This window comes from Mesorhizobium sp. M0968 (genome assembly GCF_040319065.1).
Classification (GTDB): domain Bacteria; phylum Pseudomonadota; class Alphaproteobacteria; order Rhizobiales; family Rhizobiaceae; genus Mesorhizobium.
Map to the genome: position 1 here is coordinate 224,652 of NZ_JAMYNL010000008.1, position 13,684 is coordinate 238,335.

General features: G+C 64.0%; 12 protein-coding genes. 1 reads left to right on the plus strand and 11 read right to left on the minus strand.

Going from position 1 to position 13,684, the window contains the following annotated elements; genetic code table 11:
• Positions 1-14 precede the first annotated feature (14 nt).
• The 11 genes from NKH67_RS17235 to NKH67_RS17285 form a co-directional block, all read right to left on the minus strand.
• On the minus strand, positions 15-848 hold the full coding sequence (locus tag NKH67_RS17235; RefSeq protein WP_353031389.1) for an SMP-30/gluconolactonase/LRE family protein: 834 nt from the start codon (positions 846-848) through the stop codon (positions 15-17).
• 11 nt (positions 849-859) lie between these two features.
• Complete coding sequence (locus tag NKH67_RS17240) at positions 860-2,635, minus strand: CoA-transferase (RefSeq protein ID WP_352473027.1); 1,776 nt, start codon at positions 2,633-2,635, stop codon at positions 860-862.
• Entirely contained in the window at positions 2,632-3,417 is a 786-nt protein-coding gene (locus NKH67_RS17245; RefSeq protein WP_352473028.1) for an enoyl-CoA hydratase/isomerase family protein, read from the minus strand. The genes NKH67_RS17240 and NKH67_RS17245 overlap by 4 nt, the downstream gene beginning before the upstream one ends.
• Positions 3,418-3,419: 2 nt before the next feature.
• Positions 3,420-4,625, minus strand: coding sequence for a CaiB/BaiF CoA transferase family protein (locus tag NKH67_RS17250; protein WP_352473029.1), 1,206 nt, complete (start codon positions 4,623-4,625; stop codon positions 3,420-3,422).
• A gap of 18 nt (positions 4,626-4,643) precedes the next feature.
• The gene (locus NKH67_RS17255) at positions 4,644-5,429 is read right to left on the minus strand and encodes an SDR family NAD(P)-dependent oxidoreductase (RefSeq protein ID WP_352473030.1); all 786 of its coding nucleotides are present in this window, start codon (positions 5,427-5,429) and stop codon (positions 4,644-4,646) included.
• A gap of 1 nt (position 5,430) precedes the next feature.
• Complete coding sequence (locus NKH67_RS17260; RefSeq protein WP_352501149.1) at positions 5,431-6,426, minus strand: ABC transporter permease; 996 nt, start codon at positions 6,424-6,426, stop codon at positions 5,431-5,433.
• Positions 6,427-6,456: 30 nt separating this feature from the next.
• Entirely contained in the window at positions 6,457-7,989 is a 1,533-nt protein-coding gene (locus tag NKH67_RS17265; protein ID WP_352473032.1) for a sugar ABC transporter ATP-binding protein, read from the minus strand.
• The gene (locus NKH67_RS17270) at positions 7,979-8,962 is read right to left on the minus strand and encodes an ABC transporter permease (RefSeq protein WP_352473033.1); all 984 of its coding nucleotides are present in this window, start codon (positions 8,960-8,962) and stop codon (positions 7,979-7,981) included. Before NKH67_RS17270 ends, NKH67_RS17265 begins: the two co-directional genes overlap by 11 nt.
• A gap of 139 nt (positions 8,963-9,101) precedes the next feature.
• Positions 9,102-10,133 (minus strand): sugar ABC transporter substrate-binding protein, encoded by a 1,032-nt coding sequence (locus NKH67_RS17275; RefSeq protein ID WP_352473034.1) that lies wholly within the window; start codon positions 10,131-10,133, stop codon positions 9,102-9,104.
• Positions 10,134-10,156: 23 nt separating this feature from the next.
• Positions 10,157-11,008, minus strand: coding sequence for an IclR family transcriptional regulator (locus NKH67_RS17280; protein WP_352473035.1), 852 nt, complete (start codon positions 11,006-11,008; stop codon positions 10,157-10,159).
• Positions 11,008-12,150, minus strand: coding sequence for an extracellular solute-binding protein (locus NKH67_RS17285; protein ID WP_352501150.1), 1,143 nt, complete (start codon positions 12,148-12,150; stop codon positions 11,008-11,010). The genes NKH67_RS17280 and NKH67_RS17285 overlap by 1 nt, the downstream gene beginning before the upstream one ends.
• A gap of 610 nt (positions 12,151-12,760) precedes the next feature.
• On the opposite strand from NKH67_RS17285, the gene cyoA reads away from it, so the two are divergent.
• On the plus strand, positions 12,761-13,684 hold the full coding sequence (gene cyoA / locus NKH67_RS17290) for a ubiquinol oxidase subunit II (protein ID WP_352473037.1): 924 nt from the start codon (positions 12,761-12,763) through the stop codon (positions 13,682-13,684).

Genomic DNA, 13,684 nt, shown 5'->3' on the forward strand with positions numbered 1-13,684 from the left:
CGGTTCGGCCCGATCTAGGAAATCGCCTTCAAATCGATCTCGGTGATGTGCCAGCGGCCGAGATTTGCGGTGTAGAGCTTGTCGCCCTTGAAGGCGATGTTGGTTGGGTGGGCGAGCGTCGTTGCCGCCGGATCCTCGATCAGCACCTCGAGCCCGCTATCCTTTCGCCAGCGGTAGATGCGGCTCGGCTCGTAGCATGAGATGAACAGCGAACCGTCCGGCGCCAAGGCGACGCCATCGGGAACGTTGTTCACGCCGTCCACGACGAGCTGGCGAGGTCCTGCCGTGCCGTCGGCACGGATCGGCACATAGCTGAGGCAGGCTGCATGGCTTTCCACGACGTAAAGCCCATCGCCACCCGGCGCCATCGCCATGCCGTTGGCGAAGGCCATGGTCTCGCTGCACCACAGGCCGCCTTCGCCGGTCTTAAAATCGTAGCGAAAAATGCCGGAGCGGTTGTCTTCGCCTACGCTGTCCGACACGTAGAGCCAGCCGCGCGCCTCGTCGATCACGGGATAGTTCGGCACGCGGATGCCCGCCGAGGCGAAGCGCGTCATATCAGCCGTCGCGGCATCCCAGCGAAAGGTCGCCGAATGTCTCAAATCGCATGCAAAACAGTTTCCCGCGCTATCGAAGGCGATGCCGAGCAGAAAGCCTTCCGTGCCGCCCATGCGTTCGACCGAGCCGCCATCGGCGGCCAAGCGCAGCAGGTCGCCGGTTTCGGTGCCGCACCAGATCGAGCCGTCGCGATGGATCGCCACGCCTTCCGGATGCGCGACGCGCGGGCTGGTGAAGATGCCATCGAAGAAGACCCCCGCGGCCGACATTTCGAGCAACGGCTTTGCCATGCGCACCCCCTTCAATCCGGTGCAGTATGCGACCGCTGTGCGGCGATGCAGCGCTCGACCATCCGCCGGTCGGTGGCGAGGATCTCGGCGATCAGGGCGCTGCGCTCCCTCGCGCTGACGAATTCGAGGCGCCGCAGACCGAGCGGGTCGATGCGGTTTCGCAGGATGTCGAGCGTCTCGTTTGAGGGTAGCGCAACTTCGCGGCAATCGGCATCGAATGTCAGGGCAAAGCCGGTGGCATCCTGGAGCTGCTGGCGCGTCACGCACGGCATGGTCTCGATGACGGCCAATTGCCGGCTCTCCCCGTCGAGCCGAAACACGCAAAGGTCGGTGAACACCAATGCCGCGCCGGTCCGATAGCCCATCGGCTCGCGTTCGGCCTCAGTCAACAGGCCGCGCGCCGAGCTGGCAATCTCGACCGTCTCGACCAGCGACTGCACGGAATGGCGGGGGACGTAGAGCAGATAATCGCGATGCATGTTGGCGACGTCGGCCATGCCGCCTTGCCCGGGCAGCCGGATAAGGCTGCCGTCACACTTGCGCAGCGCAATGGTGTTGACGCGCCCACGGCGGTCGACCTGCGCGGCACCGACGATCTCATGCGTCACCGCGCCGGCCTGATAGTAGGTCGAATAGGTGTCGTCGCCGCCGGCATGCGCCACCGCCGTTTCGCAATCGAGGCTTTCGATCAGCGACAGGATCATCCGGCTCGGTGCTATGTCGAGATGGCCGCAACTCATGGTGGCGATGATCATGTCCGGCGCGTGCGTCGCTTTGGCCAGCCGGTAGGCGACATTGGCGAGCGGCGACACCGCGCCGGCACTGGCAAAGCTCTCATTGTCGAGCTCAGCGGCGATGCGGGCGGCGATGATCTCGTCGATGGACGCCTCCTTGTTGCCGTGCACGAGCCTGGGCATTGCGAGGACTGTTTCAGCGCAGACTTTTGCAGCATCTTGAACCCGCTCCGGCACGCCTTCCGAAGGCATGCCCAGGCTGTCCGACAAAGGTATTTCCTTGGCCGCGAACGCCCCCGCCAACGCTTGATAATCCGTCACATAGAATGGCAGGCAGGAGGCGGGATAGGCGCCGCCTGCTGCCAGCGCGATCGCCGACACCTGGTTGCGGGTCAAAATGCTCTGCCGACCATCATGCCGCAGCGCTCCGACCGGGACGATCTCCTCGACCGTCACCAGCACCTGGCGCGCCGCGCCGGCCATGGCGAAATCCAGCGCCCGTGGTCCGATGATCTGGACATTGCCGCTCTCGTCGGCACGCTGGGCATGGACGACGAACGTATCGAGCCGCAAGGCCGGGATGATCCCGGTCGTAATTCCCGCGATCGGATCGGGCGCGGCGATCGCACCCGGCACGCGCGCCAGCATGTCCGAACCCTCCGGAAGCTGAAACGGCATCGACGGCACGTTCTGCTGCCCCGCCCGCAGCGCCTGGATCATAGCCAGCGCCGTCCAGTCGCGGACCGGCACGGCATTGGTCTCGGCGGCCGCGCGGAAGCGCGGCGGCAAGCCAAAAATATCGAGGCTGGAAAAGCAGATATCGACCGCCGCCACGGCATTCGCTTCGAGAAGCAGTTCGAGCGGCAGGCCGCCGGCCCAGCAGACATAGCGAAGATCCTTGACGCCCAAGCGGGCGATGGCCCGCAGCAGGGCGATCGGCAGCCGGGCAAAATGATGGCCACCGACACCGAAGACGTCGCCGCCGCCGACCATCGCCGCCAGGCCCTCGACATCCGTGAAGCGCGGCCGGTTTTGCTTGACCAGGGACGTCATTGCCCAGCCTTCGCCCGCGCGGCGCTTTTTTCGGCGAACGCCTTCACCCGCTGCTGGCCGGTCTCGCTACGATAAAGCCCGCCCAGTACGTCGCGCTCCATGGCAAGGCCTTCCGCCAAGTCGCCCGACACGGCGTGCGCCGTCAGCGCCTTCAATGCCTCGATCGCGGCAGCCGGTTCGGCGGCTATCATGCCGGCGAGTTCCAGCGCCCGTGGCATCAGCTTTTCGGCGTCGACGACCTCGTTGACCAGCCCGGCGGCGACGAGCTCGGAAGCCGGCACGATGGCGCCGGTCATCAGCAAAAGGTTGGAGCGGTTGCGGCCGAGCTTCTGGACGCTGCGCTGCGTGCCGCCGCCGCCCGGGACCAGCCCGAGCTTGATCTCGGGCAGGCCGAGCTTCGCGAATTGGTTGGCGATGACGATGTCGCAGCACAGCACCAGCTCCATGCCGCCGCCGAGCGCAAAGCCGTTGACCGCGGCGATGACCGGCTTGCGGTTGTTCTCGACTGCCGCATACATGCGCGTGCCGGCGGCCTGGAAGGCGTCGAACTCGATAGCTGTCTGGGCAGCGTATTCCTTGATGTCGGCGCCGGCCATGAAGCCGCGCCCCTCGCCGGTCACCACGATCGCGCCGACGCTGTCATCCTGCGACAGCGCCTCGAAAACCTCGGTGATCTCGCTTTGCATCAGCCGGTTCATGGCGTTGAGCTGATCAGCGCGCCGGAAGGTGACGACTGCGACGCGCCCGGATATTTCCAAGGTGAGTGTCTGGTAAACGCTCATCGTCAGGCAGCGTCCACGGTCATGTCGCCGGACGCCTCCAGCGCGGCGATCTCGTCGCTGTGGAGGCCGAACTCGGCCAGTATCTCGCGGCCATGCTGGCCGACCAGCGGCGCCGGCCGCTCGATGGTTGCCGGCGTCTCGCTCATCTTGACCGCCGGCGCGACCACCCTGACCTTGCCGCCGCGCGGATGATCGTAGCTGGTGATCATGCCCAGGTGCTTGACCTGCGGGTCCTCGGCTGCGCGCCTTATGTCCTTCACCTCGGCACACCAGATGTCGGCTGCCAGCAGCCGCGCCAGCAGGTCCTGCGTGGCAAACTTCCTGGTTTCGGCGTTGACCTTGTTGAACACCTCGTCGCGCCTGTCGAACAGGGTCTTCAGATCGTCGTAGACGGCAAGCTGCGGCGCCTCCAGCACTTCATACAGCGTCTTGAACGGGCTCATGGCGATCGACACATAGCCGCCGTCCTTCGCTTCATAGACACCGAACGGCGCCTGCATGCCGGGGTGGCCGATGCCGGAATTCGGGCGCACGAAATCCTCGCCGAGATTGAGCACGGCGACATATTCCTGATTGAGATGCGCCAGCATGCCGGCGAGCAGATTGACCTCGATCTTCTGGCCCTTGCCGGTCTTCTCGCGATAGTAGAGCGCCGACAGGATGCCGTAGACCATGTTCATGGCGCCGATCTGGTCGGCCAGGCCGGCACCGGCCGGAACAGGAGCCTGATCGCCGCGGCCGGTGTTGGAGATCAGCCCGGACAATCCCTGGATCAGCATGTCCTGGCCGGGGCGCTCGACATAGGGGCCTTCCTCGCCATAGCCGGAGCCCGAGCAATAGATGATGGCGGGATTGACCGCCCTGAAATCCTCGTAGCCATAGCCGAGCCTGGCGAGCACGCCGGGGCGGAAATTCTGCACCACCACATCGGCCTTCTCAGCCATGTCCATGATGATGGCATGCACCTTGCGACTTTTCAGGTTGAGCGCGATGGAGCGCTTGTTGCGGTTCCAGGCGAGGAAATTCGGGCTTTCGGAGCCGCCGACCCATTTGGCGAAGAAGGTCATGCCGCGGAACATGTCGCCGGCGCCGGCACGCTCGATCTTGATGATGTCGGCGCCCATGTCGCCGAGCAGCTGCGTGGCGAACGGCCCTTGCAGCAGATGGCTGAAATCGAGAATGCGGACGCCTTCGAGGGCTTTGTTCATTTCATGTCTCGTTGGTTGTCAAAGCAGGTCGGGTACGTAGCGGGGTGCCGCGGTGAGGCCGCCGTCGACGCGCAGGTCGGTACCGGTGGTGAAGCCGGCGGCGTCGGAGGCGAGATACACGGCGGCTTCGGCCACCTCGGACGGTTTGCCGATGCGGCCGAGCGGATGCATCTTGACCCAGGCTTTGGCGAGATTGCCGCCGATCTCCTTGACCAATTTGTCGTTCATCGGCGTGTTGATGGTGCCGGGCGAGATCGAGTTGACGCGGACGTTGAGCGGGCCGAACTCGACCGCCATCTGGCGCGTCATCGCCATCACCGCACCCTTGGCGCCGGCATAGGCGGTCCAGCCGTCGAGCCCGATATGCCCTTGTGCCGAGGCCATGTTGATGATCGAGCCCGATTTCTGCGCGATCATATGTGGCAGCGCATATTTGCAGCCGCGGAACACGCTGGTAAGGTTGACCGCGATCAGCCGGTGCCACTGCTCGTCGCTCATTTCGTGAACCGGCATGCCGCCGATGGCGATGGCGGCATTGTTGACGAGAATATCGAGATGGCCGGTCTTGCCGACGGCTGCGTCGATCAGGGCGGCGATGTCGGCCTCCTCCGCCACGTCGCAATGGATGTAGTCGGCGCGGTGGCCGGCGGCGCGCAGCTCGGCTGCGAATTTTTCACCCTTCTCGTCGGCGATGTCGCCGAGGAAGACGTGCGCGCCTTCCCTTGCCATCGCCTCGCTGATCGCGTGGCCGATGCCGTCGGCGGCGCCAGTGACGATTGCGGTTTTCCCTTTGAGACGATCCATATCAGCCTCCAATGGCGCGCCGGCGCTTTGCTTCGTCGAAGGCGACGGCGGCAATGATGATCATGCCGGTGATGACCAGTTGCCACTCGGTCGGCAGGCCGAGACCGCGCAGGCCGTTGGACAGGAACTGCAGGATCAGCACGCCGAGCGCCATGCCGGTCAGGCTGCCTATGCCGCCGGCAAGGCTCACCCCGCCGAGCACGGTGGCGGCGACGACCTGGAACTCGAAATTCAGCCCGGCCGTATGCTGCGCCGAACCGACGCGGGCTGCCAGGATGATGCCGGCTACCGTCGCCAGCAGCGCGCTGATGATGAAGCAGGTGAACTTGACGCGGCGCACGTCGTAACCCGCCAGCCGTGCCACTTCCGGATTGCCGCCGACGGCATAGATCTGCCGCCCGAACGGCCGGTGCTGCATCACGTAGGCGAAGACGGCGAGCAGGACGATGGCGATGACAGCCGAATAGGGAACGACGTTGAACAGGCGGCCGTCCGACAGCGCGATGAAGCTGTCGAGCGCGGCGTCGTCTGGAATAGCACGCTGGCCGGTATAGAGATAAACGCCGCCGCGCATGATGAACATCGTGCCCAGGGTCACGATCAGCGAGTTGATGCCGGCATAGGCCGTCAGATAGCCATTCACGACGCCGATGATCAGCCCGAACAGCAGCGCGCCGCTGATGCCGAGCAGCAGAGAATTCGTGTCGTTCATGATGATGATCAGCGGCAGTGCGATCGTCGCCAGCAGCGAGCCGATCGAGATGTCGACCTCGCCTGATATGAAGACGATGGCGCAGCCGATGCCGGCTGTCAGCGCCAGCGAAGCCTGACCGAGCACATTGGTGATGTTGCGCACGGAGAAGAAATTCTCGGCGGTGAAGGAAAAGAACGCGATCACCAGGATGAGGCAGAGGAGCAATGCCAATTCCTGCCGCGCGACGAGCCGCGCCAGCATGGACGGCCCAGCTTTCATGGTGTCGGTGCTTGCCAGGCTCATCGCTTGGTCCCTTTGCGAAGCGTCATCGTCTTAGCCGATTGCCGCATTGAGGATGTTCTCCTGCGTGGCCTCGTCGCGAGGCATGATCGCGGTGAGGCGGCCTTCGCACATCACCGCGATGCGGTCGGCAAGCCCCAGCAGCTCGGGCATTTCGGACGTCATCATGACGACCGCCAGGCCTTCGCCGGCGAGCCGGTCGATGAGCGCAAAAATCTCCGACTTGGCGCCGACGTCGATGCCGCGGGTCGGTTCGTCGACGACGATCACCTTGAGACCGCGCATCAGCCAGCGCGAGATCAGCACTTTCTGCTGATTGCCGCCGGACAGATTCTTGACCTGCTGGAACAGGCTGGGCGTCCGGATGCGGAAACGGTCGACATAGTCCTGCACCGCCTTGCGTTCACTGACCTTGTCGACGAAGCCCATTCTGGCGAAGGCGCCGAGTGAGGCGAGGCTGGCATTCTGGTAGACCGGCAACTCGCCCATCAGCCCCTCGCTCTTGCGGTCCTCGGTGAGCAGGCCGATGCCGAGCCGGACGCCGGTGTGCGTTTCGTGCGGCAGCAGCCGGCTGCCATCGACCGAAATGGCGCCGGAAGTGATCGGGTCGTAGCCGACGATGGCCTTGGCGAGCTCGGTCCGGCCGGCGCCCATCAGGCCGAAGAAGCCGAGGACTTCGCCGGCATGCGCCTCGAACGACACATCCTTCAGCTTCTTGGCGGTGCTGAGCCCTTCAACGGAAAGCGCGACCTTGCTGCCCGGCGCGCCGCGCTTGCGCGGGAACAGGTTTTCGATGCGCCGGCCGATCATGTCCTGGATCAGCGTGTCGCTGGTGTGTTGGCCGATCGGCCTGGTCGAGACGTGGCGGCCGTCGCGCAGCACGGTCACGGTGTCGGCGATCTCGAAGACCTCATCGAGCTTGTGGCTGACATAGAGCACCGCGATGCCCAGCGCGGCCAGCCGGCGGATGACGGTGAACAGCAGCGAGACCTCGTTAGGCGTCAGCGAGGAGGTCGGCTCGTCCATCACCACGACGCGGGCCTCATGGGCGAGTGCGCGGGCGATCTCGACCATCTGCTGCTGGCTGACCGGCAGCGATCCCGTGCGCGCCGCCGGGTCGACGTTGAAGCCGATACGCTTGAACAGAGCGGCCGCATCGGCACGGATCTTCTTCCAGTCGATCGAGCCGCCTTTGCCGGTCGGATAGCCTTCGAGGAAGATGTTTTCGGCGACGCTGAATTCGGCGATCAGCGCGATCTCCTGGAACACCACCTTGATGCCCTCTTTCAGGCTATCGCGCGGCGACCTGATGTCGGCCTCGCGGCCGCGCAGGCGGATGGTGCCGGCATCCTTGCCGTAGACCCCGGCCATGATCTTGATCAGCGTCGACTTGCCGGCGCCGTTCTCGCCCATCAGGGCATGGATTTTGCCGGGTTCCAAGGTCAGATCGACATTGTCCAGCGCCACCACGCCGGGAAAACGCTTGCCGATGCCGCGCATCTCCAGCGCCGGCACGCTTTTGTCGACAGCCACGGTTTCGCCGGGGTGAAGGAAATCAACCGACATTGGCTCTGTTCCGCACGATGTCGAGATAGGTCGCCAGGATGATGACGATTCCGGGCACCACCATCTGCAGATCCTGGTTCCAGCCGAGGATGATGATGCCGTTGTCGATGACCTTCAGCACGAGCACTCCAAGCAATGTGCCGAGCAGCGAGCCGCGACCGCCAAGTAGGCTGGTGCCGCCGAGGATGACGGCGGCAATCACCGTCAGCTCGAAGCCGCGGCCGGCGGTCGGCTGGCCGGCATTCATCAGCGACGACAGGATCATGCCGGCGACGCCGACGCACAGGCCGGTGACGACGAAGGTGAACAGTTTCAGCCGTTGCGAGCGCACGCCGGAGAGACGAACCGCGCGCTCGTTGGCGCCGACAGCGTAGAGATAACGGCCGAGCGTGGTGAAGCGCAGCGTTGCCGCGGCCAGCGCGAAAATCACCGCGGCAACGACCACGGGCAGCGGGATCGCGCCCATATAGCCGGCGCCGAGATCGGTGAAGCCGGCAAGCCGGTGGTGGTTCTGCACCGCCTCGCGGGTGAACAGGTAAACGCCGCCCTGCAGCATCATCATGGTGCCGATGGTGGCAATCAGCGAGTTCACCTTGAGCCTGGTGACGACGAGGCCGTTGAACAGGCCGACCGCGCCTGAAAAGGCGAGCGCCGCCAGCAGCCCGAGCGTCAGGCTGTGCGTTGAATTGAGCACGGCCATGCCGATGCAGCCGACAAAAGCCAGCGACGCACCGACCGACAGGTCGACTTCCGCAGTGATGATCAGCATCGTCATGCCGGAGGCAACGATCAGCACCAGCGCGCATTGGCGCAGGATGGCGATGATGTTGGCCTCGGAATAGAATTGCGGCGCGGCAATCGAAATGGCGATGCAGAGCACGGCCAGGATCACGCCGAGCACCAGCTGGCTGCTGCCCAGCAGCTGTCCGCCGATGAAACGCCTTGGCGCAGAGGATTGCGTAAGCTCGCTCATGTCCATTTCATTTCCGGGCCATCGGGTGCCGTCGCGGTTTCGAACCTGCCGGCCAAAACAGGACGGTTGCCCTGTTTTGCCGTTCGGCATATCCGATCCGCCGCCCTTCCCGCCGTGCGGGAAGGGCTACCCGGAATCCTTACTTCTTCAGATCGGCGGAAGTTTTCATGCATTTTTCCGGTGGCTGAAGCGCATTGACGGCATCCCATTTGATTTTGCGTGTGGTGCCATCGTAGTCGTAGAACTTCTTCCAGTCGTCGCCGTTCATCGGCGCGGTCGGGCTGACGATGTGTTCCGGCACCTCTTCGCCATTGAAGAGCTTAACCGCTGCATCGATGGCGGTGTAGCCTTCCTTTTCCGGGAACATCGCGGCCTCGATGCGGTAGGACGGCTCGTTCTGCATCGCATTGATGAAGGCGAGGCCTTCGCCGCCGGTGCCGACAGTCAAGAGGCCGTCCTGCGACTTGCCGGCCGCTTTCCAGGCCTGAAGGCCGCCGAGCGAAGAGGAATCGTTGATGCCGTAGATGATGTTGATGTCGGCGTTCTTGGCAAGAGCCGCCGAAGAGACTTCGAGCGCGCGATCGGGATTGCCGCCGCCGTCGAGGTCGTGGACCATGACCGCGTCGGGGATGATGGTCTTGAGGCCATCCATGAAACCCTGCGACCGCAGCACGGTGGCGGACAGCAGCGGCAGGCCGACATTCATCACCTTGGCTTTGGCTTCGAGCTTTTCCTTGGCGTATTTGCCGGCTTCGACGCCGGCGGTGTAGCCGGTGTCGTAGTCGCAGATCGCGACCATTGTGGTCATGCCCTTGACCGGATTGCCTTCGAGCACGACCGGAACGTTGTTGGATTTCGCCTGGCGCAGCAGCGGCACGACGCCTTCCTCGTTGACGGGCGTGATGATCAGGACGTCGACGCCCTTGGCCATGAAATCTTCGGCGGCGGAGACCTCCTTGGCAACGTCCAGATTGGCGTCCTGCACCTCGAGCTCGATACCGAGTTCCTTGGCGCGGGACTGCATGCCCTTGATGACGTTCTGATACCACTCATGCGTGGCGTAGTTGGTGACGTAGCCGATGCGCTTCGGCATGTTTTCGGCGTGTGCCGCGGCGGCGCTCAGAGCAAGCACCGCCGCCGAGGCAAACAGCATCGATTTGGACCAGTTCATGTTTCTTCTCCCTGTATTTCTTGTCAGTTGCTGAACGGATAGTCCCGCCGTTCCGGGTCGGCACGTGAAGAGGCGGCAGCTTCGCCCGCGCCCAGCGCCGCCGATATCGCCTCGGCCGCCGCCTTCGTCCGCTCGAACACGGTGCTGCGATCGAAGCGGGCGGCCTTTTGCGGCAGGAAGGGGACGGTGAGCGCGGCAATGACGGCGCCGGTATGGTCGCGCACCGGCATCGAAATGTTGGTGCAGCCCTCGACAGCCAGCGAGGCGCGCATTTCATAGCCGAGCCTTGCGACTTCGTTCAGCCGCGCTTCGATTTCCGCCCGGCTGCCTTGGCCTTCGCCTGCAGCGACGATCCGTTCGACGATGCGGTCGCGCTCGGCGCGGCTCGAATGCGCCAGCAGCACCGCGCCGGAGCTCGTTTCGAGGATCGGGAAATGCGAGCCAAGGGCAACCGAATAACGCATCGGCAAAGGCGAATCGATCTGCAGCACGACCAGTGCGCTCTCGCCTTCGCGCACGACCAGATGGCAGCTCTGGTCGGCATTGGCGGCGAGGCCGCGCATCACCGGCAGCGCGCATTCGACCAGGCGGTTCACCGGGGGATGCATATGCGCCAGTTCGAACAGCTTCAGCGACAGGCGGAAGCGGTCCGATTGCGTCCGGAAAATGTAGCCGCGCTTCTCCAGCAGCAGCAGGATGCGGTATATCTCGTGAATGGAGCGCCCCATTCCGGTGGCGATCTCGGTCTGGGTCAGCGGCTCGCCGCTGGCAGCCATGAATTCCAGTATGTCGAGCGCCTTCTCCACAGCGGGCACCCGATAGCCGTTGCGGCCGCTTTCGCCTTCGTCGACGATCTGGGCAATATCGGCGGCCATTACGCGACGCTCCGTTGCGGCTGGCTATGCCTGGTCTCGCGATAGAGCCGGTTCAGCCGATCCGCGAGCTCGGCCGCCTGCAATTCGCCGGCGATCGCCGCCGCGGCATGAGGGGCGCATTGGCGGAAGAAGCTGATGAAGCCCGGATGGGTCGGGCGCAGATAAGAGGCTTCGATCGTCGCCAGCGTCGAGGCGAAGAAGCCGCCCGAGAGCGCGTTGACCTCGGTATCCTGCCACGCCGCCAGCGACCCCGGCTGTCCGCCGGATTTCACATAGTCGCCGCGCTGATAGCCGGGCGAGCACAGAAACAGCGCGTAGTCGATGGCGGCTTGCTTGTGTTGCGATTGGGCGCTGACGCCGATGCCGGCGCCGCCGAGCAAGGCGCCGGCGGATCGCGGCGTCGGCACGTCGGCGAAGCGCAGATACGGCCTGTCGGCCCTGGAGGCATAATTCACATAGCCGAAGGCGAACGGCACGTAGACCACGTCGTCATGCGCGATCATGTGATCGTAGCAACGGATCGGGTTCCATTTCGGCGAGTTCGGATGCGACAGCGCCGCAAGCTGGCGCAATTGCCCGACGGCCCGCTCGATTTTTTCCCCGGCGATGAACTCGTCGCCGTCTTCCCGGGGCTCACCCAGCGTCAAAAGCAGGCACATGGCGTCAGTCGGCACCAACGGCAGCCCAAGCCATTTGCCGTCCTTCAAGGCGCGCCGGCCGAGCTCCAGCACCTCGTCATGGCTGCGCGGCAGCGGTCCGTAGCGCTCCAGGAGATCGGGGCGATACGAGGCAACCTGACAGGCAGCATCGATCGGCAACGCCCATTGAAGCCCGTCCCTTGCGTAGGATTGCCAGGATGCGCCGACCGAATCCCGTTCGAAGCCGTGGCGCTGCTCGGCCGACAAATCGAACGGCACCATCAGCCCGCCTTCGGCAATATCGCCGATGAACGGATGGTCGAACACGACAAGGTCATAGGCGCCGAGCACCGGACCAAGCGCGCCCTCGCCGAACTCATAGAGGCTGCGGCGGTCCCATTCGATCTCAAGACCGGGATTGGCGGCACAATACGGCCCGATGCTGGCGTCGAGCGGACCCCAGCAGCGTCGGTGATCCCACGCGAGGCCGCGCAGCCTTGTCATGCCGAAATTCCTCCCAGAGGCGGCCATGCGCCCGCCCAGCCGATTAGTAGCAACTATTTTTACCTAGACAAGTAGTTTTTACATACGCAAAGGCAGTCCTCGCTTCCGTTTGGCGAGAAAGCCGCCCAACCATCCTTGGTGCGCATCGCGTTGCCGCCGGCCTGCAACCAAAGGCTGCGATGGATCTGGCTTTTTGGGAACTTTCGCGACGAACATTCGTTCGGTTGGCGCAGCCATCTGGAGCAGCATCATTGGAATCAGCAGCCACGTCGCAGGGAGCGGACTAAATGGACCAACCGTGGGCGGGGCCATGAACCGGTTTACCGCCTTGGCATTCGCCACGTTTCTGGCGATAACTTCGATCTGGGCACTGTTTCTGATTTCTTAGGATTTGGCTCTGGTTGCTTGGGATTTGCCGCTGGTTTTTAGGATTTGGAGGGTTCTCGACAGGTTGACCGCTTAACGATGACGTCCGCCGCGTGTGGTTCTGCCAGCCGGAGCCCCGTGCGTGAAGAAACTGTCGCCAGGAGCACACCGGCGCGCACATTCGGGGGTTGGCAGCCACGCTGCCTGCAACGTTCCATCGGTTTTCAGGAAACGGCGAGATCTCATGCTGCTGAGGGTGATCGTTCGAAACTGTGCCGCCATCCGTCTTGGCTGCCTCGGCGCGACGATTTTGCTGGTCGGGTTGCTTGCCGGCTGCCAGGGCGGTGTGCTCGACCCGCAAGGGCCAGTCGGCGCCGCGCAGCGGACGATCCTGCTCAATTCGGTTGCTATCATGCTGGCCATCGTCATCCCGACGATCGTGGCGACGCTGGGTTTTGCCTGGTGGTTCCGGGAAACCAACACAAGAGCGCGGTACCTGCCGGAATGGGCCTATTCCGGACGCATCGAACTGGTGGTCTGGTCGATCCCCATCCTCGTCATCCTGTTTCTGAGCGGCATCATCTGGATCGGGTCGCATGACCTCGATCCAATGAAGCCGCTGGATTCGCAGCAAAAGCCGCTTGTGGTGCAGGTCGTCTCGCTCGACTGGAAATGGTTGTTCATCTACCCCGAGCAGAATGTCGCGAGCATCAACCAGCTCGTGGTGCCGGCGGCCAGGCCGGTGCATTTCTCGCTTACCTCGGCAAGCGTCATGAACGCGTTCTTCGTGCCTCAGCTTGGCGGCATGATCTATACGATGAATGGCATGACGACGCAGCTTCACCTGCAGGCGGATCAGCCCGGCGAATTCTATGGGCGGTCGGCCCATTTCAGCGGTGACGGTTTTCCAGGCATGCAATTCGTGCTGCATGCCGTCGCAGCGGATGCCTTCGACGCGTTCGTCAATTCGGCGCGAAGCCAGGGACAGGCACTCGACAAGGCCAGCTACCAGGAACTGGCCAGACAGAGCATCGACGTGCCGCCTTCGACCTATCGCTCGGTCGAGCCGGACCTTTTCCATGAAATCGCGACGCAGGGCGTTCCGCCCGCGCCCGGTCCCCAGGCCGGTCGCCCCGAGCCGAGCGTACCGCCCAAGACAGGAGGCTGA